This is a genomic window from Enterobacter sp. Acro-832, from assembly GCF_011752745.1.
Taxonomy (GTDB): Bacteria; Pseudomonadota; Gammaproteobacteria; order Enterobacterales; family Enterobacteriaceae; genus Enterobacter; species Enterobacter quasiroggenkampii.
Window position 1 is genome coordinate 90,746 of record NZ_VWWX01000002.1, and the last position, 22,351, is coordinate 113,096.

The window sequence follows — 22,351 nt, forward strand, 5'->3', positions numbered from 1 at the left end:
AGGTTTTGGCGCTGAATGCAGCCTGTTTTAAGTAAAGAAGGTATCTATGGGTGAGATTAGTATTACCAAACTGCTGGTGGTTGCCGCACTGGTCGTCCTGCTGTTTGGTACCAAGAAGTTACGCACGCTGGGTGGTGACCTGGGGGCTGCCATCAAAGGCTTTAAGAAAGCGATGAACGACGATGATGCAGCCGCGAAGAAAAGCGCTGAGGATGACGTCCCGGCAGATAAGCTTTCTCACAAAGAGTGACAGCAACGCCTGAGTGCTTGCGAAAAAAAACCGGCTCATGAGGCCGGTTTTTTTGTATTACTGTAAATGAATATTACAGCTTTATTTAACTTCTTCGCCTTTAGCCTGCATATCGGCATGGTATGAGGAGCGAACGAATGGGCCGCAGGCTGCGTGGGTGAAGCCCATCGCCATCGCTTCGGCTTTCATTTCATCAAACTCGTCCGGGCTCACGTAGCGCTGTACCGGCAGGTGGTGACGGCTTGGCTGCAGATACTGGCCCAGGGTCAGCATGGTCACACCGTGGCGGCGAAGATCGCGCATCACCTCGATGATTTCATCGTTAGTTTCACCCAGACCCACCATCAGGCCTGACTTGGTCGGAATATGCGGATGCGCTTCTTTGAAACGCTCCAGCAGTTTCAGAGACCAGTTATAGTCAGCGCCCGGGCGCACCTGACGGTAGAGACGCGGCACGTTCTCCAGGTTGTGGTTAAACACATCCGGTGGCGTCGCGGTCAGGATATCCAGCGCGCGGTCCATACGGCCGCGGAAGTCAGGCACCAGCGTCTCGATTTTGATGTTTGGGCTTTTCTCGCGAATGGCCGTAATACAGTCAGCGAAGTGCTGCGCTCCGCCGTCGCGCAGATCGTCACGGTCAACGGACGTGATAACCACATAGCGCAGCGCCATGTCGGCGATAGTCTGCGCCAGCTTCTGAGGTTCGTTAGCATCAGGTGCGACCGGACGGCCATGAGCAACATCGCAGAACGGGCAGCGGCGGGTACAGATCGCACCCAGAATCATAAACGTCGCGGTACCGTGATTGAAACATTCAGCAAGGTTCGGACAAGAGGCTTCTTCACAAACGGAGTGAAGGCCATTCTTGCGCATCGCCGCTTTGATCCCCTGGATACGCGAAGAGTCGGCCGGAAGTTTGATTTTCATCCATTCCGGTTTTCTTAACAGCGCCTCGCGCTCTGTAGCCACGTTTTTAACCGGGATAAGGGCCATTTTATCGGCATCGCGGTATTTAACACCGCGTTCCATCACAATGGGTTTACTCATAGCGTGCGTGTTCCAGTTGCGAATATCGAAGGAAAGCGTTTCAATTCAAGGGAATGTTGTATTTATCAACTATTTTTGAACGAACGACAGGCAGTATATCATTGAAACGGTCGTTAAAGCAGCCTGCCAGATCGCCAATTTGTAAAATAGTTGTTGTTTTGTGCCTTTTGCCCTGCCTGTCACAGGGGCTTATGCTGGCTCAACCTGTCAGAAGGCCTGACGGATAATGCGGATGACGTTTTCCAGGACCGGATCGCGCAAACTCAGCTTGTTGTAATGCAGTGAAATCTCAACTGATTCCGCATTAAGCTGACTGAGGGGAATGCTGTCCAGCGGCCAGCACTTCCGGAGCAGGTTATACAGGCGTGATGGCATCACGCACAGCATATCGCTGCTGCCGATCAGAGAGGCGGTGGTGAACATATTGTAACTGCTGAAGCTGATCTGACGTTCCGGGAAAATTTCATCAATACGCTGACGAAGGGCATGGTTAGACTGCCCTTCGGTCATAAAAGACGAGTGGTCGTAGTTGCGCAGGTTTTCGAGGGTCAGTGGTTCGCTGAGAACCGGATGCTGCTGCCGGCAAACCAGCACCAGGTTATCCGTATAGAGCACATTTTGTCCCAGCGCTCTGGCGCTGAAGCTGCCGCTTTCAATAATCAGGTCCGTCTGGAACTGGGCAAGCTGAACGTCAGGTTCATGGAGAGGCACATTGCGAAGCAGGAGCTGCGGAGCATGCTCTTTCACGGCCTGGAAGATCGCAGGCATGACCAGCACACCCACCGAAGGGGAACAGCCGATGGTGATGGTTCTCTGCTTATCGTAGCTCCCGGTTAAATCCAGTGCGCCCAGAATCGACTCCAGCCCCTGGCTGATGTACTCATGGAGATGCGTGGCGTAGGCCGTCGGCGTTACCCCCTGGCCCTTACGGATAAATAACGGGTCAGGAAATATAGCGCGTAGCTTTTGGATGGACTGGCTAATTGCTGATGGCGTGAGATTAAGAATTTTCGCAGCGTTAACGATACCCTTATGGACATATACTGCCTCAAAAATAGTCAGTAAATTGAGATCAATATTACGTAAAGTCCGAAAAATTTGCGGCTTGTCTTCGCCACCAGGTTCATTCAGTCGTTTGGCTGGTAAATTATTATACTCCACGCTTTCACTCCGTATACATTCACAATATGAATGATAGTTGAATTTATTTATTATGCTTGTAGAGATTCGTAAAGTGTTGGTTTTGTTTCACTTGTTTATCAAAAGCAAACTCTTGTGTGATAATTGCTCACGTTACTTATGCCGTGTTTGCCGTGCTTGCTGGAGGCTAAATAATATGTAGCGGTAATATTCGGGCGCTTCGAAAATATAGAATCTGTGGATTATTGTAAAGTGCAAAAACGGTAAATAAACGGTGGCCCGCCAAATTAGCGAGCCCTGTTGTGGGATATATTAAGCAGGGATATATTCGTGCGGGGGATTGTTAAGTAGCGCTAACACGTTCTTCAAAAGCACGGGGCGAATAGTGTCTGGCGTAGCGGTTTCAACCCACTGGCGCACTTGCGTCATTTCCATACCGGCGTAGCCGCAGGGGTTTATGCGCTGGAAAGGGGCAAGATCCATATTAATATTCAATGCCAGGCCGTGGAATGAGCAGCCTTTACGAATACGCAGCCCCAGAGAGCAGATCTTCATTTCCCCAACGTAAACCCCAGGCGCATCGGCACGCGGATGCGCATTAATACCATATTCCGCCAGCGTGTTGACGACGGTTTGTTCCAGTAGGGTAACCAGCTCACGGACGCCCAGCTTTCTGCGCTTCAGATTGAGCAGGACGTACATCACCTGCTGCCCGGGCCCATGGTACGTGACCTGGCCGCCGCGATCGCTCTGGATAACCGGGATGTCGCCCGTCATTAATAAATGTTCTGCTTTTCCCGCCTGACCCTGCGTAAAGACCGGCAGGTGTTCGACCAGCCAGATCTCATCGGGGGTTGTATCATCGCGTGAATCGGTGAAGTCATGCATAGCCTGGGAGACAGGCTCGTAAGGTTGCAGCCCGAGGTGACGGACCAGAATTTTATCCTGATACAAAACTGCGTCTCCGAAGACGAGGGACAAAAGGTATGCGGGAGTATATCACAGCGGGGAGAGGGGTTACCCGGCAAACCGGGTAACCGCAAAGGGACTACAGCACCATACGAACGATTTCGATATTGCCGAGCTCTTCGTAAAGCGTCTCAACCTGCTCAATGTGTGTCGCAGTGATGGTAATAGAAACCGAGTGGTAGTTGCCCTTGCTGCTTGGTTTTACTGACGGAGAGTAGTCACCCGGCGCATGGCGCTGTACCACTTCAACCACCTGATCAACCAGCTCAGGTTTCGCCAGACCCATTACTTTGTAGGTAAATGGGGTAGGGAATTCAAGCAGTTCGTTAAGTTTGGTTTTCATGTCAGCTCCGGCGTAACGTCAAAAAATAATAACTCCCACGTCAGGTGGGAGTTATCAGGATACTTAGTATATGGGGATCAAAATCACACTTTCAAGTGTTCAATTTTTAACCAAACCAGTGGTGGAACATCAATTTAATGTAATCAATGATTTTGCCGAAGAAATTGCCTTCAGGAATTTCTTGCAGGACCACCAGCGGACGCTGATCGATCGTTTTACCATCCAGCTGGAAGTTGATGGTACCCACAACCTGGTTTTTCTGCAGCGGGGCGTGCAGCTCGGTGCTGTTCAGTACGTAGCTGGCTTTCAGATCCTTCATACGACCGCGCGGAATGGTCAGGTAGAGGTCTTTATCAACGCCGAGAGAAGCACGGTCGTTGTCGCCGAACCAGACGGGTTCAGACGCAAACTCTTTGCCTGCTTTCAGTGGATTCACGGTTTCGAAGAAACGGAAGCCCCAGGTCAGCAGCTTCTTGCTTTCTGTTTCACGGCCTTTAAAGGTGCGCCCCCCCATCACGGCAGAGATCAGACGCATCTGGCCTTCAGTGGCGGAGGCGACCAGGTTGTAGCCCGCTTTGTCGGTGTGACCGGTTTTGATGCCGTCAACGTTCAGGCTGTTATCCCACAGCAGGCCGTTACGGTTGGTCTGACGGATACCGTTGAAGGTGAACTCTTTCTCTTTATAGATAGAGTACTCATTAGGGACATCGCGGATCAGCGCCTGGCCAATCAGCGCCATATCACGTGCGGAGCTGTACTGACCGTCTGCGTCCAGGCCGTGTACGGTCTGGAAATGGCTGTTTTTCAGACCCAGCGCGTTCACGTAGCTGTTCATCAGGCCCACGAAGGCATCCTGGCTACCGGCGGCGAAATCGGCCATCGCCACGCAGGCATCGTTACCCGATTGCAGGTTGATACCGCGAATCAGCTGGGAAACAGGAACCTGCATACCCGGTTTCAGGAACATCAGAGAGGAACCTTTAAAGACCGGGTTCCCGGTCGCCCACGCATCGTTACCAATGGTGACCAGATCCGTTTCTTTGAATTTACCTGCCTTCATCGCCTGGCCGATAACGTAGCTGGTCATCATTTTGGTCAGGCTGGCCGGGTCACGGCGGGCATCGGCATTCTGTTCTGCCAGCACTTTGCCAGAGTTGTAATCGATCAGGATGTAGGATTCCGCGTCGATTTGCGGAACGCCAGGGATCATGGTCTTGATATTCAGGTCATCGGCGTGAGCTGCAGAGAGCGCAGCCGCGCAAAGGGCCGTGGTCAGCGCCATGCGCTGCACAAAACGAGCAGAAAAAGTGGTCTTCATGGTCAGAACTACGACATCCGTGATGGAATTAAAAAAAGTGCCTTACTATAGCAAATGCTATTCAGGCAGGCATCCGACTTTAAGCATGAGTTTGTGAATGTGTTTTACACAAACTGACAATTCGGATACCGCCGGTTAATTATTTCGCAACAGCGATAAATGACTGAAGCTGAGCTTCATTCTGCAGACGCTGCTGCAGGGAGGCTGCCTGCGATTTGCTGGCAAACGGCCCCATCTGAATGCGCCAGACCGCACCGTTCTGCTCAACGCGTCCTGGTACGCCAAACTGCTGGCTCAGACGCTGTTGATACTGTTTGGCCCGGGCCTGATCGCTCACTGCGCCGACCTGAACCACATAGCTGCCGCTGGCCGCTGTTGGAGCCGTCACCGCTGCACTTTGCGTGGCCGCGGGCGCCGTTACGGGAGCCGACTGGGTCGCTGGCGCAGCAACGGGAGCGGGGGCTGGGGTAGGCTCACTGCCTTCCAGCACGCCCGAGGCTAAGGTCGTCGGTGCGCCAAGAAAGCCGCTACTCTTTACCGGTGCGCCCGTTGAATCGTCGCTTTGCAGCGTGTCATTGCTGATTGGGCGTATTTCTCCCCCCGGCTGAGCAGGCTCGGCCGGAGAAGAGACGCTGCCCATTCCGCCGTCAAGATTTGGGCGGTCGGGCAGGGCATAGGTCTGTTTCGCCACCGTCGTACACGCTGTACCTGGCCCGGACAGCGAACCATCCTGTGCCACGATAATCGGGTCAATACGGACTTTGGTGTTGTTCGAGGTATTCAGACGATCGGCTGACGCGCGAGACAGGGAGATCACCCGGTCATTTCCGTACGGGCCGCGGTCGTTGATACGCACGACAATCATACGGCCGTTTGCCAGGTTGGTGATACGGGCGTAGCTCGGGATCGGCAGCGTTGGGTGTGCCGCCGTCAGCTGCATAGGGTCGAACGTCTCCCCGGAGGCCGTCAGGTTACTGCCTGGCTCGGCATCGTAAATGGCGGCAAAGCCCGCCTGACTGAAACGGGAAGGATCCTGAACAATTTTATAGCTTTTGCCGTCGCGCTCGTAATCCTGATTGGCACTGGCATTCAGCGGTTCATAAACGGGATCGGCACCGCTGATTTCAACGATTGGGCCATTACACACCGCAGGCTGCGGCGGCGCGACGGTTGCCTGTTGCTGACCATCATCACTTGTGCAGGCCGCAAGTAAACTTGCCGCAATGCAGATCCCCAGCCACTGCTTACGCATTCCGATCCCCTTATTTTTATACGCTTTTTGACAACATTTTTCTGTGGGTATGGATCGACATCACGATACCAAACCCGGCCATCAACACGATCAGTGCCGAGCCCCCGTAACTCACCAGCGGCAGCGGTACGCCTACCACCGGCAGAATACCACTCACCATACCAATATTTACGAAGACATAAACGAATAAAATCAGCATCAACCCGCCAGCCATGACGCGACCAAAGGTCGTTTGCGCGCGTGCTGCAATCCACAATCCCCGCATGATCAGCAGAACGTATAGCGCCAGGAGTATTAAGATGCCCACCAGCCCCAGCTCTTCCGCCAGTACGGCAAAGATAAAGTCGGTGTGGCGTTCCGGTAAAAATTCCAGCTGCGACTGCGTACCGTGCAGCCAGCCTTTCCCGCGCAGGCCGCCGGAGCCAATCGCAATCTTGGACTGAATAATATGATAGCCCGCGCCCAGCGGATCGGTTTCCGGATCGAGCAGCATCATGACGCGCTGGCGCTGGTAATCATGCATCAGGAAGAACCAGAGAATAGGGATGAACGCCGCAATCAGCACCACCGCGATGCCAATCAGGCGCCAGCTCAGGCCCGACAGGAAGAGGACAAACAGGCCGGAGAGCGCGATAAGGATTGAGGTGCCAAGGTCAGGCTGTGCCGCAACCAGCAGCGTTGGCAGGAAAATCAGCACCAGCGCGATAGCGGTATTCTTCAGAGACGGCGGACAGACGTCGCGGTTGATAAAGCGTGCCACCATCAGTGGAACGGCGATTTTGGCAATCTCCGAGGGCTGGAAGCGGACAATACCCAAATCCAGCCAGCGCTGCGCCCCTTTTGAAATGGCACCAAACGCATCGACCGCAACCAGCAAAATAATACAGAAGATGTAGAGATAGGGCGCCCAGCCTTCGTAAACGCGCGGCGGGATCTGCGCCATCACCACCATAATGATCAGGCCCATGGCGATCTGGCCGATTTTGCGCTCCATCATCCCGATGTCCTGGCCGCTGGCGCTCCAGATAACCAGCGCACTGTAAACCAGCAGAGCCAGCAGGATCAGCAGCATGGCTGGGTCGATGTGGATTTTGTCCCACAGCGATTTTTTATTTGGATTATCCGTCATGATTATTGGTCCTCCGCCGCAGCGGCGGCCGGGTTTTCAGCCGGCAGTTCGGTGTTGTTATCACCCAGCATGATGTGGTCAAGGATCTGGCGCATGATGGTCCCTACTGCAGGCCCGGCACCGCCGTTCTCCAGAATCATTGCCACCGCGACCTGCGGGTTGTCATAAGGGGCAAACGCCGTCATCAGCTTATGGTCACGCAGACGTTCGGCAATGCGGTGCGCGTTATAGGTTTCGTTGGCTTTCAGGCCAAATACCTGCGCAGTACCGGACTTAGCCGCCACTTTGTACGGCGTCCCGGCGAAATACTTGTGTGCGGTACCGTTCGGGCGGTTTGCCACGCCGTACATACCGTCTTTCGCGATTTCCCAGAAGCCGGAATGAATGTCACCCACTGGGGCTTCGTGCGGCTGGTTCCACGGCACTTTTTTGCCGTCTTCAACCGTACTCTGCAGCAGATGCGGCACTTTCACCACGCCGTCATTGATGAGGATCATCATGGCTTTGTTCATCTGAAGCGGCGTTGCCGTCCAGTAGCCCTGACCGATACCCACCGGAATGGTGTCGCCCTGATACCACGGCTTTTTAAAGCGCTTCAGCTTCCATTCGCGCGTCGGCATGTTGCCGGAGCGTTCTTCCGCAAGGTCAACGCCGGTGTAGTGTCCGTAGCCGAATTTGCTCATCCACTCTGACAGGCGGTCGATCCCCATGTCATACGCCACCTGATAGAAGAAGGTATCCGCAGACTCCTCCAGCGATTTGGTGACGTTCAGATGACCGTGGCCCCATTTTTTCCAGTCGCGATAGCGCTTATCTGAACCCGGCAGCTGCCACCAGCCCGGGTCAAACAGGCTGGTATTGCGGTTGATGACGCCAGCACTCAGAGCAGAGACCGCCACGTACGGTTTAACCGTTGATGCCGGTGGGTAAACCCCTTGCGTCGCGCGGTTCACCAGCGGCGTGTTGGGGTCATTCAGCAGACCGGAGTAGTCTTTACTGGAAATGCCGTCAACAAACAGGTTCGGGTCATAGCTTGGCATTGACACCATCGCCAGGATGCCGCCGGTTCGAGGATCGGTGACCACAACGGCTGCACGGCTGCCCGCCAGCAGGGTTTCAATATACTGCTGCAGCTTAAGGTCGAGGGTCAGATAGACGTCATGCCCCGCCTGCGGCGGTACCTCTTTAAGCTGGCGAATCACGCGGCCACGGTTATTAACCTCAACCTCTTCATAGCCGGTTTGCCCGTGCAGGACATCTTCGTAGTAGCGTTCAATGCCCAGCTTACCGATATCATGCGTTGCGGCGTAGTTCGCCAGCTTGCCGTCTTTATCGAGGCGGTCGACGTCTTTGTCGTTAATCTTGGAGACGTAGCCAATCACATGCGTCAGCGCGGAGCCGTAGGGGTAGTAGCGACGCTTGTAACCTTTTACTTCCACGCCGGGGAAACGGTACTGGTTCACCGCAAAGCGGGCCACCTGGACTTCCGTCAGGTTGGTTTTAACCGGGATGGAGGTGAATCGGTGTGAGCGGGCGCGTTCTTTTTTAAAGGCGGCGATATCGTCGTCGTTAAGGTCAACAACGCTTTTCAGCGCTTCCAGCGTATCCTGAACATTATCGACTTTTTCCGGCATCATCTCGATTTGATAGATGGTGCGGTTTAACGCCAGCGGGGTGCCGTTACGATCGTAAATAATGCCGCGGCTGGGTGCGATAGGTACCAGCTTGATACGGTTTTCGTTGGAACGCGTCTGGTAATCGGTAAAGCGGACAATTTGCAGATTATAAAGGTTGGCGATCAGCACGCCGGTAAGCAGCAAAATCCCGGTGAAGGCGACCAGCGCCCGGCGCACAAACAGCGCGGACTCAGCCGTATAGTCGCGAAAAGAATTCTGTAGTTTCATCCGCTGCTTAATCTACCCTGGTCAGTCATTACTCGCGGTGATAGGGGTGGTTGGTAGTAATGCTCCACGCGCGATACAGGCTTTCTGCCACCAGTACCCGAACGAGCGGGTGGGGAAGCGTCAGCGCGGAGAGGGACCAACTTTGTTCTGCTGCCGCTTTGCAGGCAGGGGATAACCCTTCAGGCCCGCCAATCAACAGACTGACGTCACGACCATCCTGCTTCCAGCGCTCCAGTTCGTGCGCCAGCTGCGGCGTATCCCAGGGTTTTCCTGGAATATCGAGGGTGACGATGCGGTTCTTGCCTGCGGCAGCCAGCATCAGTTCGCCCTCTTTATCGAGAATACGTTTGATATCGGCGTTCTTGCCGCGCTTACCGGCGGGAATTTCCACCAGTTCGAACGGCATGTCTTTTGGAAAACGACGCAGATATTCAGTAAAAGCGGTTTGTACCCAGTCCGGCATTTTGGTGCCGACGGCGACCAGCTGCAACTTCACGCATTAACCCCAGAGTTTTTCCAGTTCATACAGGCGACGACTCTCGTCCTGCATGACGTGGACAATCACATCGCCGAGATCGACAACCACCCAGTCAGCCGTCGCTTCACCTTCAACACCCAGCGGTAACAGCCCTGCTGCACGCGATTCCTGAACCACGTGATCGGCAATCGAAACAACATGACGCGTGGACGTACCGGTGCAGATAATCATGCAGTCGGTAATACTGGATTTACCCTTCACGTCAATCGCGATGATGTCCTGACCTTTCAGGTCATCAATTTTGTCAATAACAAAATCCTGGAGTGCTTTACCCTGCAAGTTTTCCCCCTGGGGTGAATGAGATTGTAAAACTTTGAATTCGTAGCCAGGCAGTATACCTGAACTCATACCTGTGTCGGGACAAATGTCTCCGGCCAGGCTTTTGAAGGCGGGTATCATCCCACCCTCCGCCTGAGATTGCATCGCCATTTTTGTAAAACAATTTCTGTAAAGCAATGACTGGCGGGAAAGTCTGGCAGCGGAGAATAACAGTATGGCTTACCCTGTCAAGGCAGGATAAACAATAAGCCGCTTTTTATGCCTTCCCGCTATTCATCTGCGCTTTTCTGATACAAACCGTGCGTATGGATATAGGCCAGCACCGGTGCGGGGAGCAGATCGTCACATGCTAAACCCTGCTGTAAACGCTCGCGAATGAGAGTCGCAGAGATATCGAACCACGGCGTTTCCGCCAGATAAATCTTCCCGGCAGGCTGATTGTGGAGATCTTCAACATTGGCGGTGAGATGATCTTCCAGCCACTGCTGGTACTGTGCTTCGCGCATGGTCAGCGGATAGCCAGGACGGCGGCAGACGAGCAGATGGCTGTTCTCCAGAATGGTTTCATATTTATGCCATGTGGGGAAGTTCAGCAGGGAATCCTGACCGATGATAAAAGCCAGCGGCTGGTCTGGCCCCTGTTCTGCGCGCCACTCCTGAAGCGTCTGCGAGGTCCAGGAGGGTGTGTCGCGACGCAGCTCACGCTCGTCAAGCCGGAAGAGCGGCTTATCTGCGATGGCCAGGGCAAGCATCTCTTTTCGCTGCTCGCTGGTCGCCTCGGGCTGTGGACGGTGGGGCGGGACATTATTGGGCATGATGGTAACGCGCTGAAGGCCGATCAGATTCGCCAGAATTTCAACCGGCTTCAGATGCCCGTAGTGTACCGGGTCGAAGGTGCCGCCATACAGGGCCTGTAAAGAATGCATACTATCCATCAATAAAAACGTCTGCCAGCGCCTTGTGGCAGAGCAGCAGAGAAAGGCTTTCCAGCTCCGCCCAGACCGACTGGCCGTAATCTTGCTTGAGCGTAAGCTCGGCGCGCATCAGAAGCTGTACCGCCTGGCGAAGCTGTTCATGACTCAGGCGGTTGATGGCCTCGGTGGTCAAAGCCCGGCGATTTTGCCACACCCGGTGTTTATCAAACAGCGAACGCAAAGGCGTATGGGCAGACTGACGCTTGAGCGTAATCAGCAGCAGTAATTCGCGCTGCAGGGTTCGCAGCAGAATAACCGGTTCGCTGCCTTCGAGGCGCAGCTGCTGCAGAATATGCAGGGCGCGTTTACTTTTTGCCGACAGCAGCGCGTCCACCCAGTGGAACGGCGTGAAGTGCGCCGCGTCGTTAACGGCCTGCTCGACGCGCGGCAAGGTCAGCTTGCCGTCCGGCCAGAGCAGGGAGAGTCTGTCAAGCGCCTGCGCCAGGGCCAGCAGGTTACCTTCATAGCAGTAGCAGAGCAACTGATTCGCCGCGTCATCCAGCTGAAGGTTGTGCTGTTTCGCTCTCGCGGCGACCCATTTAGGCAGATGTGCCTGCTCAGGCGTCTGACAGGTGACCAGCACCGCGTGGGTCGCAAGTTGGGTAAACCAGGCCGCGTTTTCCTGCGCTTTGGTCAGCTTGTTGCCACGCGCAATAAGGAGCAGATCGCTGTGTAAGAGGCTGACCAGCGTTGCGAGCTGCTCGTTTATCGCCGCGTTAGGGCCGTTCTCCGGCAGCAGGATCTGAATTGTCTGGCGCGATGCGAACAGGCTCATCGCCTGACAGAGCGAGAAGAGAGCGTTCCAGTCGGTGTTGTTATCCAACTGGACGGTGTGATGTTCATCAAAGCCCTGCGCGGCGGCGGCATGCCGCACGGCATCCAGGCTTTCCTGAAGCAATAACGGATCGTTTCCAAGAAGCAGATACGCCGCGCGCAGCCCTTCATTGAGCTGCGCGCGGAGTTGTTCAGGATACAGCCTGATCATCATTTACCCAGAGAGTTAGCAGCAGGAAGCGTGCCATCAACCGGTTTATCAACAATGTCAGATCCTTGTTTGGTTGACGCTGCAATACTAGGCAGTTTACGGATCAGCTGTTCCGCCGCCTTGTCGTACATTTCGTTGATGATAATCTGCTGTTCGGCATCTTTAGCCAGCGCCGTCTGCGGGTTATCGAAGAACGAACGGTACACTTTCGTACTGATCGGATAGATGTCTTTACCCGGGATCAGAACTGCCGCGTTGACCGTCAACACCATTTGATACTCTGCGGTACGGCCATCCTGGAAGATAGACGCGGTATCTCTCGACAGACCACTTCCTGTCACACGCAGAGACGGTACATCCTGACGCAGCGTCTGTTTCTCAACAAGCTCAACGCCGTTGAGGCGCAGCTGATTGCGAATTGCCCGGCTGAGTGGACCATTCGGATCCCCGGAATCAAAGATCATGGTTTTCATCTGAGCAGGCACCGCCGTGGTATTGCGCAGGTGCCAGCCACAGCCAGCGGTGACAAGCACCGCCAGAGATAAGAGTATTGTTGCCAGTTGTCGCACGTTTCCTCCCGCGCTTAGCCAACGACCAGATTCAGCAGTTTACCCGGTACGTAGATCACTTTACGTACGGTAACGCCCTCAAGATATTTAGCGACCAGTGGTTCCTGGCCCGCGCGCTCGCGAACCTGTTCTTCGGTTGCATCGACCGCCACGGTAATTTTACCGCGGACTTTGCCGTTCACCTGGACTACGACCAGCGTGGTGTTTTCCACCATCGCGGCTTCGTCAGCCTGCGGCCACGGCGCGTTGTCGATATCGCCTTCGCCTTTCAGTTCCTGCCACAGGGTAAAGCTAACGTGCGGCGTGAACGGGTTCAGCATGCGAACGACGGCCAGCAGTGCTTCACGCATTAAGGCACGATCCTGCTCGCCGTCCTGCGGGGCTTTCGCCAGCTTGTTCATCAGTTCCATAATAGCCGCAATTGCGGTATTGAAGGTCTGACGACGACCAATATCATCGGTCACTTTCGCAATCGTTTTATGAACATCACGACGCAGCGCCTGCTGATCTTCAGTCAGTGCGGCGGCGTTCAGCGCCGGGGCATCGCCCAGTGAGGTGTGCTCGTAAACCAGTTTCCAGACGCGTTTCAGGAAGCGGTTTGCGCCTTCTACGCCAGACTCCTGCCACTCCAGCGTCATGTCTGCCGGAGATGCAAACATCATGAACAGACGCACGGTATCCGCACCGTAACGCTCAACCATCACCTGCGGATCGATACCGTTGTTTTTCGACTTAGACATCTTGCTCATGCCGGTGTAGACCAGCTCATGACCTTCGGCGTCTTTGGCCTTCACGATACGGCCCTTCTCGTCGCGTTCAACGATCGCGTCAACCGGAGAAACCCAGTTACGCTCGCCGTTTGCACCGACGTAATAGAAGGCATCCGCCAGCACCATGCCCTGGCACAGCAGCTGTTTTGCAGGTTCGTCAGAGTTCACCATGCCCGCATCGCGCATCAGCTTGTGGAAGAAGCGGAAGTAGAGCAGGTGCATGATGGCGTGTTCGATACCACCGATGTAGATATCTACCGGCAGCCAGTAGTTCGCCGCGTTGGAATCCAGCATGCCATCCTGATACTGCGGGCAGGTGTAGCGTGCATAGTACCAGGATGACTCCATAAAGGTGTCAAAGGTGTCGGTTTCGCGCAGCGCAGGCTGGCCGTTGACGGTGGTTTTAGCCCACTCAGGATCGGCTTTGATCGGGCTGGTGATGCCGTCCATGACGACGTCTTCCGGCAGGATCACCGGCAACTGATCTTCTGGCGTTGGCATCACGGTGCCATCTTCCAGCGTCACCATTGGAATTGGCGCACCCCAGTAACGCTGACGGGAAACACCCCAGTCGCGCAGACGGAAGTTAACTTTACGCTCGCCCACGCCAAGGGAGGCCAGCTTGTCGGCGATGGCGTTGAAGCCCTCTTCGAAGCTCAGACCGCTGAACTCGCCGGAGTTGAACAAGGTCCCTTTTTCGGTCAGCGCGTGTTCGGACAGGTCTGGTTCAGAACCGTCAGCCGCCAGAATAACTGGCTTGATGGTCAGGCCATATTTGGTGGCAAATTCGTAGTCGCGCTGGTCGTGACCCGGAACGGCCATCACGGCGCCCGTGCCGTATTCCATCAGTACGAAGTTGGCGGCCCAGACAGGGATCGCTTCGCCCGTCAGCGGGTGAATGGCTTTAAAGCCGGTATCAACGCCTTTTTTCTCCATCGTTGCCATATCGGCTTCGGCCACTTTGGTGTTGCGGCATTCGTCGATGAAGGTAGCCAGTTCCGGATTGTTTTCTGCCGCTTTCTGCGCCAGCGGGTGACCTGCGGCCACGGCCAGGTAGGTCGCGCCCATGAAGGTGTCCGGACGGGTGGTGTAGACGGTCAGGGTCTGGTCGTAGTTCTCAACGTTGAAGGTAATTTCCACGCCTTCAGAACGGCCGATCCAGTTGCGCTGCATGGTCTTAACGGTATCTGGCCAGTGGTCCAGATTATCCAGATCGTTCAGCAGCTCATCAGCATAAGCGGTGATTTTGATAAACCACTGCGGGATCTCTTTACGCTCTACTTTGGTGTCACAGCGCCAGCAGCAGCCATCGATAACCTGTTCGTTCGCGAGAACGGTCTGGTCATTCGGGCACCAGTTAACGGCAGAGGTCTTCTTGTACACCAGGCCTTTTTTGTACAGCTCGGTGAAGAACTTCTGTTCCCAGCGGTAGTATTCCGGCGTACAGGTTGCCAGCTCGCGGCTCCAGTCATAGCCGAAGCCCAGCATTTTGAGCTGGTTTTTCATGTACGCGATGTTGTCATACGTCCACGGTGCCGGCGCCGTATTATTTTTTACCGCCGCGCCTTCCGCAGGCAGACCGAACGCATCCCAACCGATGGGTTGCAGAACGTTTTTACCCAGCATGCGCTGGTAACGCGCAATCACATCACCAATGGTGTAGTTACGCACGTGGCCCATGTGTAGTCGACCAGAAGGATAGGGAAGCATCGACAGGCAGTAATACTTCTCTTTGCTCTCGTCTTCGGTTACTTCAAAGGTGCGCTTCTCGTCCCAGTGTTGCTGGACTTTTGATTCTATCTCTTCCGGGCGGTATTGCTCTTGCATGGCAGCCAGTGGTCCTGTTTTCAATACAGCTACAAATGTAGCCAATGGATGTGGTAATTCAGATCCGCATAGCATAGCCCAAACGCCCGCGTCAAAACAGCCTTTCGCACAAATGCGCTTTGCAGGAATTTACCGGGTCTGTGCTTCACCTGACAAAGCGGCGATGAAATAAGGTCTATTATTAGAAATAGTTACTTACCCGGGAGGCAAAATGATGAACAAGGTTGCTCAATTTTACCGCGAACTGGTGGCGACACTGACGGAACGGCTGCGTAACGGCGAGCGCGATATCGATGCGCTGGTGGAGCAGGCGCGTGCCCGCGTGTCGCAAACGGGTGAGTTAACGCGAACCGAAGTGGAAGAGGTGACGCGTGCCGTGCGTCGCGATCTGGAAGAGTTCGCGCGCAGCTACCAGGAGAGCCAGGAGGAGGTCACGGACAGCGTTTTCATGCGGGTGATCAAAGAGAGCCTGTGGCAGGAGCTGGCCGATATCACGGATAAAACGCAGCTGGAGTGGCGTGAAGTCTTTCAGGATTTGAACCACCACGGTGTGTACCACAGCGGTGAGGTGGTCGGGCTGGGAAATCTGGTGTGCGAGAATTGCCACCACCATATTGCGGTGTATACGCCGGAGGTTCTGTCGCTGTGTCCGAAATGCGGCCACGATCAGTTCCAGCGTCGGCCGTTTGAGCCCTAGGTAAAAGCGCAGGTTTGCGCCCTCTCCCGTGGGAGAGGGCCGGGGTGAGGGCATCAGGCCGCAAAAGGTAAAAGCAAAACGGCAACCCCGTTGCCGTTTTTAGTGTTTGCTCCCTCTCCCCGTGGGAGAGGGTAGGGGTGAGGGCATCAGGCTGCACTATAGTAATCCAGCCTCTCCGCCAGCAAATCCACAAACGCCTCACGTTCAATATCCACCATCACCGTGGTATTCGGCTTATTTCCCGTCAGCGAGAAGTAGTCCACCACCGTCATCCCCTGGGTGTATTTCCCCTGAGTTTCAACGCCAACCCACCTGTGGACCGTGGTAAACATCTCCGGCTTTAATAGCCAGGCAATGGTGCATGGATCGTGCAGCGGCGCGCCGTGGAATCCCCATTTCTCGGCTTTGTGATACTCCATAAAGAAGTCGAGCAGCTCAGCCACGGTTGTCGCGACCGGATTACCCACGGCACGGAAGCGCTCAATGTCGTCAGCCATAATCTGCGCGCGATGGGTCACGTCCAGCCCCGCCATCACGACGGGCAAACCGGACTGGAAGACGATCTCCGCCGCTTCCGGGTCGACAAAAATGTTGAATTCTGCGGACGGCGTCCAGTTTCCCAGACCCATGGCCCCGCCCATGATGACGATACGGGCGATTTTGCTGTGCAGTTCAGGGTGGCTGTTCAGCAGCAGCGCGACGTTGGTTTGCGGCCCGGTAGCCACCAGCGTCACGGGTTCCGCGCTCTCGCGCAGCACCTTCGCCATCAGCTCCACGGCGGTGCAGTTTTGCGGCGTGAAGCCCGGCTCAGGCAGCGCCGGACCGTCCAGCCCGCTTTCACCATGCACGTTATCCGCGATAATTAACTCACGCATCAGGGGCTTGAGGGCGCCACCGGCGACGGGAATATCGGTGCGCCCGAGCAGCGTCAGCATGCGCAAAACGTTACGCAGGGTTTTATCCGGCGTCTGGTTTCCGGCGGAAGAGGTGACGGCTTTGACGTCGAGTTCAGGGGAGGCAAGTGCAAGAACGAGCGCGATCGCGTCATCATGACCCGGATCGCAATCGAAAATGATGGGTTGTGCCATAGCGTTCTCCATTCATAGCGTTATTTTGTGACAAGGTTAACGCTGCAATGTGACGCCGAATAGATAAAGAGAGCTAAAGCGTGAAGCAGTGCGCAATCCGCAGATTGCGCACCGAGAAGATTAGTGCAGGATTTTGGCGAGGAAATCTTTCGCACGTTCGGATTTCGGGTTGGCGAAGAACTCCTCTTTCGGGGAATCTTCGACAATTTTCCCTTCGTCCATAAAGATCACTCGGTTGGCCACCTTACGGGCGAAGCCCATTTCGTGGGTCACCACCATCATGGTCATCCCTTCGTGCGCCAGTTCGACCATTACGTCCAGCACTTCGTTGATCATCTCCGGATCGAGCGCCGACGTTGGCTCATCAAACAGCATGGCAACCGGATCCATGCACAGTGCGCGGGCGATCGCCACACGCTGCTGTTGGCCGCCGGAGAGCTGCGCCGGGAACTTATCGGCATGCGCAGAGAGGCCAACGCGTTCCAGGAGCTTCAGACCTTTCTCGCGCGACGCTTTTTTATCACGCTTGAGCACTTTCACCTGGGCCAGGGTCAGGTTCTCAATAATGGAGAGGTGAGGGAACAGCTCAAAATGCTGGAACACCATACCAACGTGAGAGCGAAGCTGGGCAAGATTGGTTTTCTTGTCGTTGACTTTGGTACCGTTGACGACGATCTCGCCCTGCTGGACCGGCTCCAGACCATTGACGGTTTTGATCAGCGTCGATTTACCGGAACCGGACGGTCCGCACACCACTACCACGTCGCCTTTTTTCACTTCGGTGGAGCAGTCGGTCAGCACCTGAAAGTGCCCATACCATTTAGAAACATTTTTCAGGGAAATCATTGTACCGTCCTTTTCTTCAGCCAGCTGACCAACAGCGACGCGCTTAAACTAATCACAAAATAGACCGCACCCGCAAAGAGCACCATCTCAACCTGCGTACCATCACGCTCACCGATGGTTGACGCGGTACGGAAGAAGTCTGCCAGGCTCAGCACGTAGACCAGAGAGGTATCCTGGAACAGCACGATACCCTGGGTCAGCAGGAGCGGAACCATGGCGCGAAACGCCTGCGGCAGAATAATGAGCTGCATGGACTGCCAGTGCGTCATCCCCAGCGCCAGCGCGGCGCTGGATTGCCCGCGGGAGATACTCTGAATGCCCGCACGGATAATCTCCGAGTAGTAAGCGGCCTCAAACATCGAGAACGCCACCATCGCCGAGATCAGACGGATATCGGTTTTCGGCGACAGCCCCAGTACGTTTTGCAGGAAGCCGGGCACGATCAGGTAAAACCACAGCAGCACCATTACCAGCGGGATGGAGCGGAACACGTTAACGTAGGCGGTCGCGAACCAGGCGAGCGGCTTAAAGCTCGACAGGCGCATGACGGCCAGCAGGGTGCCCCAGACAATACCGACGACGATGGCAATGACGGTGATTTTTAAGGTAATCATCAGTCCATCAAGCAGATAAGGCATGGATGGAACGATAGAACTCCAGTCAAATTCGTACATTATTTGCCCCCCATGTTGCCCGGCAGGCGAATTTTGCGTTCAACCAGGTTCATCACCAGCATGATGAAAGCGTTAATCAGAACGTAGGCGAGCGTGATCGCGGTGAAGGATTCCCACGCGTGAGCGGAGTAATCCAGCAGCTTGCCCGCCTGTGCAGCCATATCGACCAGGCCGATGGTTGAGGCGATGGCCGAGTTTTTCACCAGGTTCATCATCTCGGAGGTCATCGGCGGAACGATGACGCGGTAGGCGTTAGGCAGCAGCACGTAGCGGTAGGTTTGTGGCAGGGTTAATCCCATCGCCAGACCCGCATTTTTTTGTCCACGGGGTAATGACTGAATGGCGGCACGCACCTGCTCGCAAACGCGCGCAGCGGTAAACAGCCCCAGACACATCATGGAGGAGACAAAGAACTGCACATTCGGATCCAGTTCCGACTTGAACCACATGCCAATATTTTCCGGCAGCAGTTCCGGGATAACCAGATACCAGGTAAAGAATTGCACGATCAGCGGAACGTTACGGAACAGTTCCACATAGAGGGTGCCAAGCGTTGAAAGAAAACGGTTAGGGACGGTGCGCAGAATACCGAACAGAGAACCGACAAGAAACGCGATGATCCACGCCGTTATCGATAATGCCACGGTGACCTGAAAGCCGCTCCACAGCCAGCCAAGATAGGTGGTGTTGCCGAACGGGGCTTGTTGCAGAAATATGCCCCAGTTCCAGTCGATTGACATAATAAACTCCAGAAAAAAAAGGGTAGCAGCGCTACCCTCGAAGATTGGTGAGAAGCTCATTTTTCGCGCTGAGTGGGGAACGACCACTCAACGTATAGTCTGTCCATGCTTCCCGACAATCGAGAGGGCAGGAGATCCCGCCCCTGTTGTTCTAATTAGTTAAGAGCCTTGTCATTTGGAGATTTGAACAGCGCTTTCATGTCTTCAGACAGTTCAAAATTCATGTTCAGGTTTTTAGGTGGAATTGGGTTCTTGAACCATTTGTCGAACCATTTTTCCGCTTCGCCGGAGGTCTGCACCTGAGCGATGGTGTCATCGATCAGCTTTTTGAACTGCGGATCGTCTTTACGCAGCATACAGCCGTAGGCTTCTTTCGACTGCGCGGTGCCGACGATATCCCAGTTGTCAGGTTTCTTCGCTTTCGCACGCTCGCCCGCCAGCAGGGCATCATCCATCATAAACGCGACGGCACGGCCGCTTTCCAGGGTACGGAAGGAGTCGCCATGGTCTTTCGCGCTGATGATGCGCATATCCATTTTCTTCTCGTCGTTCAGCTTGTGCAGCAGCACTTCAGACGTGGTACCGGAGGTGACAACGACCGCTTTGCCTTTCAGGTCAGCGAAGTCTTTAATCTCACCGCCTTTCTTCGTCAGCAGGCGGGTGCCTACAACAAAGATGGTGTCAGAGAAGGCTGCCTGTTTCTGACGCTCGAGGTTGTTGGTGGTGGAGCCACACTCGAAATCAAAGGTGCCGTTTTGCAGCAGTGGAATACGGTTCTGTGAAGTGATTGGGATCAGCTTCACCTGCAGGTCAGGTTTGTTCAGCTTTTTCTTCACGGCTTCAACGATAGCGTTGGAGTAATCCTGTGAATAGCCCACGACTTTTTGCGTGTTGTCGTAGTAAGAGAACGGGACAGAAGATTCACGGTGGCCGACCACGATGACGCCGTTTTTGGCAATCTTGTCGAGAGTGCTGCCTGCTGCTGGCGCATCTTCAGCGTGAACCACGCCTGCAGACATTCCCATAACCAGCATTGCTGTGGCCAGTTTACGTAATTGCATACCCAACTCCTTTCTTATCAGCGCCAGAGACGCATTGATACCCATTGTGATGTTGTTATATCTCGCGCAATGCGAGTGCAGTGTTATGCAAGCTTGTTAACATTTAGTCTGGCTTAATGTAAAGATTTTGCTGCGTTATTGTTTATTTTTGCGAAGCGCGCCGCACCATTCAGAGGCAAATATCTCCCGTTGCACCGTTTCGGTGCTACCGATGATCTACGCTGGTGCGACAAAGTTGCACGTTAAGCCAAACTGCGTTTACCTGAATAAACAAAGCAATAGGCGTGCCAGAATTGAAGTCTGGAGGGAATTGTCGGGTGGCGGCTGCGCCTTACCCGAGCTACGGGAACGGAAATGTTGAAGGTAGGCCGGGTAAGGCGTAGCCGCCACCCGGCAACAGAAGGGAAGGTTATTTACGACGCTGGCGCAGGCTCATCAGCACCGCGCCAAAGCCGAACAGCGCGGTCAGGATCCACAGCGGCCAGTTGCCGGTACGGGCGTATGGCGTCAGCCCCGTGGTCGGGGTGACGTGAGTGGTCAGTACCTCACGGGTGAACTGTGGGATCATGGCCTGGATTTCACCCTGCGGGCCAATCACGGCGGTGATACCGTTGTTGGTGCTGCGCAGTAACGGACGCGCCAGCTCCAGGGAGCGCATGCGTGCCATCTGGAAGTGCTGCCACGGGCCGATTGACTTACCAAACCAGGCATCGTTAGAGATGGTCAGCAGATAGTCCGTATCCGGACGGAAGTTATCGCGCACCTGCTCGCCGAGGATGATTTCGTAGCAGATGGCCGCCGTCAGGGCAACGCCGTGCGCGTGCAACTGAGGCTGAACGTACGGGCCGCGGCTGAAGGAGGACATCGGCAGATCGAAGAACGGGGCCAGCGGGCGCAGAATCGACTCCAGCGGCACAAATTCACCAAACGGCACCAGGTGGTTCTTGTTGTACCGGTCAGTGGAGTGGTAGCTGTATTCGCTGTCTTTGCCGAGCGTAATGATGGTGTTGTAAGTGTCGTAGCGGTTCTGCTGATTCAGACGCGCATCGACAATCCCGGTGATCAGCGTGCTGCCACGCGAGAGCAGCAGGTCGTTCATCATGTTGAGGAACGGCTGCTGGTTGATCTCCAGATCGGGAATGGCAGACTCCGGCCAGATAATCAGCTGCGATTTACCCATCACCTCTTCGGTGGCGTTGGCGTAGATCTTCAGCGTATTCAGCAGCTCTTTCTCGTCCCACTTCATAGACTGCGGGATGTTCCCCTGAACCATGGAAACCTGCATAGCGCGCGCGGGCTCAGGCGTGAACCACTGGATATAGCGCAGCGGGAAGGGAAGAGCGAACAGCACCAGCGCCACAGCCAGCGGCTTCCAGCCGCGCGTGACCAGCGCCAGGACCAACAGGCCGCTGACCACCATGAGCAGGAAGTTAATGGCCTCAACGCCCATGACCGGCGCCAGGCCTTTGAGCGGGCCGTCAATCTGACTGTAGCCGAACTGCAGCCACGGGAAGCCGGTCAGCACCCAGCCGCGCAGGAATTCCGTGATTTGCCAGACCACCGGTGCGGCAATCGCGACGCGCAGCCAGCTGGTTTTGGGCCACAGGCGAGAAAGGATGCCGGCGAACAGGCCAGTATAGAGCGAGAGATAGGCGGCGAGCAGTACCACCAGGAAGACGTTTACCGGGCCCGGCATACCGCCAAACTGGGCGATGCTGACGTAGACCCAGTTAATACCTGAGCCAAACAGCCCCAGTCCCCAGAAGTAGCCGATAGCTGCAGCCTGTACCGGACGACGGTTCAGGGTCAGACCCTGAAGCCCCATCAGGGAGAGTATGGCCGCAGGCCAGATATCGTAAGGAGAAAAAGCCAGCGTACCGCTGGCTCCGAGTAACAGCGCCAGCAGCAAACGGACGCGCTGGCGTTCAAGCAATGGGGCAAATGCCATTTA

General features: G+C 55.1%; 22 protein-coding genes. 2 read left to right on the forward strand and 20 right to left on the reverse strand.

The features are described from left to right. Positions 1 to 46 precede the first annotated feature (46 nt). On the forward strand, positions 47 to 250 hold the full coding sequence (gene tatE / locus F3J31_RS06860) for a twin-arginine translocase subunit TatE (RefSeq protein WP_023310742.1): 204 nt from the start codon (positions 47 to 49) through the stop codon (positions 248 to 250). Between the two features lie 81 nt (positions 251 to 331). Here the strand turns inward: tatE and lipA are convergent, their stop codons facing one another. From lipA to leuS, 14 genes are all read right to left on the reverse strand, one after another. Then, the gene (gene lipA, locus F3J31_RS06865) at positions 332 to 1,297 is read right to left on the reverse strand and encodes a lipoyl synthase (protein WP_013097595.1); all 966 of its coding nucleotides are present in this window, start codon (positions 1,295 to 1,297) and stop codon (positions 332 to 334) included. Positions 1,298 to 1,504: 207 nt separating this feature from the next. Then, entirely contained in the window at positions 1,505 to 2,458 is a 954-nt protein-coding gene (locus F3J31_RS06870) for a YbeF family transcriptional regulator (protein WP_045909593.1), read from the reverse strand. Between the two features lie 291 nt (positions 2,459 to 2,749). Continuing rightward, the gene (gene lipB, locus F3J31_RS06875; protein ID WP_167212167.1) at positions 2,750 to 3,391 is read right to left on the reverse strand and encodes a lipoyl(octanoyl) transferase LipB; all 642 of its coding nucleotides are present in this window, start codon (positions 3,389 to 3,391) and stop codon (positions 2,750 to 2,752) included. 94 nt (positions 3,392 to 3,485) lie between these two features. Continuing rightward, a complete protein-coding gene (gene ybeD, locus F3J31_RS06880; RefSeq protein WP_003858718.1) occupies positions 3,486 to 3,749 on the reverse strand; it encodes a DUF493 family protein YbeD in 264 nt (87 codons plus the stop codon). A gap of 106 nt (positions 3,750 to 3,855) precedes the next feature. Then, positions 3,856 to 5,067, reverse strand: coding sequence for a D-alanyl-D-alanine carboxypeptidase DacA (gene dacA / locus F3J31_RS06885; protein WP_008501035.1), 1,212 nt, complete (start codon positions 5,065 to 5,067; stop codon positions 3,856 to 3,858). Between the two features lie 139 nt (positions 5,068 to 5,206). Then, positions 5,207 to 6,319 (reverse strand): endolytic peptidoglycan transglycosylase RlpA, encoded by a 1,113-nt coding sequence (rlpA, locus tag F3J31_RS06890; RefSeq protein WP_045909591.1) that lies wholly within the window; start codon positions 6,317 to 6,319, stop codon positions 5,207 to 5,209. 16 nt (positions 6,320 to 6,335) lie between these two features. Then, positions 6,336 to 7,448 carry a peptidoglycan glycosyltransferase MrdB gene (gene mrdB / locus F3J31_RS06895; RefSeq protein WP_008501037.1) on the reverse strand — a complete coding sequence of 371 codons (1,113 nt, stop codon included), beginning with the start codon at positions 7,446 to 7,448 and terminating at the stop codon, positions 6,336 to 6,338. A 2-nt stretch (positions 7,449 to 7,450) separates the two neighbouring features. Further along, positions 7,451 to 9,352: a peptidoglycan DD-transpeptidase MrdA gene (gene mrdA, locus F3J31_RS06900; RefSeq protein ID WP_008501038.1), complete on the reverse strand. Its 1,902-nt coding sequence runs from the start codon at positions 9,350 to 9,352 to the stop codon at positions 7,451 to 7,453. Between the two features lie 28 nt (positions 9,353 to 9,380). Then, a complete protein-coding gene (rlmH, locus tag F3J31_RS06905; RefSeq protein WP_167212170.1) occupies positions 9,381 to 9,848 on the reverse strand; it encodes a 23S rRNA (pseudouridine(1915)-N(3))-methyltransferase RlmH in 468 nt (155 codons plus the stop codon). A 3-nt stretch (positions 9,849 to 9,851) separates the two neighbouring features. Continuing rightward, positions 9,852 to 10,169 (reverse strand): ribosome silencing factor, encoded by a 318-nt coding sequence (rsfS, locus tag F3J31_RS06910; RefSeq protein WP_023334893.1) that lies wholly within the window; start codon positions 10,167 to 10,169, stop codon positions 9,852 to 9,854. Between the two features lie 269 nt (positions 10,170 to 10,438). Next, complete coding sequence (nadD, locus tag F3J31_RS06915; protein ID WP_025912714.1) at positions 10,439 to 11,104, reverse strand: nicotinate-nucleotide adenylyltransferase; 666 nt, start codon at positions 11,102 to 11,104, stop codon at positions 10,439 to 10,441. Beyond that, positions 11,097 to 12,128, reverse strand: a complete 1,032-nt coding sequence (gene holA / locus F3J31_RS06920) for a DNA polymerase III subunit delta (protein ID WP_167213136.1) — start codon at positions 12,126 to 12,128, stop codon at positions 11,097 to 11,099. Before holA ends, nadD begins: the two co-directional genes overlap by 8 nt. Beyond that, positions 12,128 to 12,697 carry an LPS assembly lipoprotein LptE gene (lptE, locus tag F3J31_RS06925; RefSeq protein ID WP_008501042.1) on the reverse strand — a complete coding sequence of 190 codons (570 nt, stop codon included), beginning with the start codon at positions 12,695 to 12,697 and terminating at the stop codon, positions 12,128 to 12,130. The genes holA and lptE overlap by 1 nt, the downstream gene beginning before the upstream one ends. A 14-nt stretch (positions 12,698 to 12,711) precedes the next feature. Then, positions 12,712 to 15,294 (reverse strand): leucine--tRNA ligase, encoded by a 2,583-nt coding sequence (leuS, locus tag F3J31_RS06930; RefSeq protein ID WP_045909589.1) that lies wholly within the window; start codon positions 15,292 to 15,294, stop codon positions 12,712 to 12,714. A gap of 214 nt (positions 15,295 to 15,508) precedes the next feature. On the opposite strand from leuS, the gene F3J31_RS06935 reads away from it, so the two are divergent. Next, entirely contained in the window at positions 15,509 to 15,991 is a 483-nt protein-coding gene (locus F3J31_RS06935; protein ID WP_023617134.1) for a zinc ribbon-containing protein, read from the forward strand. A gap of 146 nt (positions 15,992 to 16,137) precedes the next feature. Here F3J31_RS06935 and rihA read toward each other — a convergent pair whose 3' ends face one another. The 6 genes from rihA to lnt form a co-directional block, all read right to left on the reverse strand. Continuing rightward, on the reverse strand, positions 16,138 to 17,079 hold the full coding sequence (rihA, locus tag F3J31_RS06940; RefSeq protein WP_167212173.1) for a pyrimidine-specific ribonucleoside hydrolase RihA: 942 nt from the start codon (positions 17,077 to 17,079) through the stop codon (positions 16,138 to 16,140). Between the two features lie 120 nt (positions 17,080 to 17,199). Next, positions 17,200 to 17,925, reverse strand: a complete 726-nt coding sequence (locus tag F3J31_RS06945; protein ID WP_014883001.1) for an amino acid ABC transporter ATP-binding protein — start codon at positions 17,923 to 17,925, stop codon at positions 17,200 to 17,202. Continuing rightward, positions 17,922 to 18,599 carry a glutamate/aspartate ABC transporter permease GltK gene (gene gltK / locus F3J31_RS06950; RefSeq protein ID WP_063621151.1) on the reverse strand — a complete coding sequence of 226 codons (678 nt, stop codon included), beginning with the start codon at positions 18,597 to 18,599 and terminating at the stop codon, positions 17,922 to 17,924. The genes F3J31_RS06945 and gltK overlap by 4 nt, the downstream gene beginning before the upstream one ends. Next, the gene (gltJ, locus tag F3J31_RS06955) at positions 18,599 to 19,339 is read right to left on the reverse strand and encodes a glutamate/aspartate ABC transporter permease GltJ (protein WP_008501048.1); all 741 of its coding nucleotides are present in this window, start codon (positions 19,337 to 19,339) and stop codon (positions 18,599 to 18,601) included. Before gltJ ends, gltK begins: the two co-directional genes overlap by 1 nt. 155 nt (positions 19,340 to 19,494) lie before the next feature. Continuing rightward, a complete protein-coding gene (locus F3J31_RS06960) occupies positions 19,495 to 20,400 on the reverse strand; it encodes an amino acid ABC transporter substrate-binding protein (RefSeq protein ID WP_023334902.1) in 906 nt (301 codons plus the stop codon). Between the two features lie 409 nt (positions 20,401 to 20,809). After that, positions 20,810 to 22,348, reverse strand: coding sequence for an apolipoprotein N-acyltransferase (gene lnt, locus F3J31_RS06965; RefSeq protein ID WP_167212176.1), 1,539 nt, complete (start codon positions 22,346 to 22,348; stop codon positions 20,810 to 20,812). Positions 22,349 to 22,351: the final 3 nt, after the last annotated feature.

What these genes read in the sequence shown, in the direction of transcription:
- tatE (WP_023310742.1), top strand. Translation starts at nt 47, where the DNA reads ATGGGTGAGATTAGTATTACCAAACTGCTGGTGGTTGCCGCACTGGTC.
- lipA (WP_013097595.1), bottom strand. Translation starts at nt 1,297, where the DNA reads ATGAGTAAACCCATTGTGATGGAACGCGGTGTTAAATACCGCGATGCC.
- ybeD (WP_003858718.1), bottom strand. Translation starts at nt 3,749, where the DNA reads ATGAAAACCAAACTTAACGAACTGCTTGAATTCCCTACCCCATTTACC.
- dacA (WP_008501035.1), bottom strand. Translation starts at nt 5,067, where the DNA reads ATGAAGACCACTTTTTCTGCTCGTTTTGTGCAGCGCATGGCGCTGACC.
- rlpA (WP_045909591.1), bottom strand. Translation starts at nt 6,319, where the DNA reads ATGCGTAAGCAGTGGCTGGGGATCTGCATTGCGGCAAGTTTACTTGCG.
- mrdB (WP_008501037.1), bottom strand. Translation starts at nt 7,448, where the DNA reads ATGACGGATAATCCAAATAAAAAATCGCTGTGGGACAAAATCCACATC.
- mrdA (WP_008501038.1), bottom strand. Translation starts at nt 9,352, where the DNA reads ATGAAACTACAGAATTCTTTTCGCGACTATACGGCTGAGTCCGCGCTG.
- nadD (WP_025912714.1), bottom strand. Translation starts at nt 11,104, where the DNA reads ATGGATAGTATGCATTCTTTACAGGCCCTGTATGGCGGCACCTTCGAC.
- holA (WP_167213136.1), bottom strand. Translation starts at nt 12,128, where the DNA reads ATGATCAGGCTGTATCCTGAACAACTCCGCGCGCAGCTCAATGAAGGG.
- leuS (WP_045909589.1), bottom strand. Translation starts at nt 15,294, where the DNA reads ATGCAAGAGCAATACCGCCCGGAAGAGATAGAATCAAAAGTCCAGCAA.
- F3J31_RS06935 (WP_023617134.1), top strand. Translation starts at nt 15,509, where the DNA reads ATGAACAAGGTTGCTCAATTTTACCGCGAACTGGTGGCGACACTGACG.
- rihA (WP_167212173.1), bottom strand. Translation starts at nt 17,079, where the DNA reads ATGGCACAACCCATCATTTTCGATTGCGATCCGGGTCATGATGACGCG.
- F3J31_RS06945 (WP_014883001.1), bottom strand. Translation starts at nt 17,925, where the DNA reads ATGATTTCCCTGAAAAATGTTTCTAAATGGTATGGGCACTTTCAGGTG.
- gltK (WP_063621151.1), bottom strand. Translation starts at nt 18,599, where the DNA reads ATGTACGAATTTGACTGGAGTTCTATCGTTCCATCCATGCCTTATCTG.
- gltJ (WP_008501048.1), bottom strand. Translation starts at nt 19,339, where the DNA reads ATGTCAATCGACTGGAACTGGGGCATATTTCTGCAACAAGCCCCGTTC.
- F3J31_RS06960 (WP_023334902.1), bottom strand. Translation starts at nt 20,400, where the DNA reads ATGCAATTACGTAAACTGGCCACAGCAATGCTGGTTATGGGAATGTCT.
- lnt (WP_167212176.1), bottom strand. Translation starts at nt 22,348, where the DNA reads ATGGCATTTGCCCCATTGCTTGAACGCCAGCGCGTCCGTTTGCTGCTG.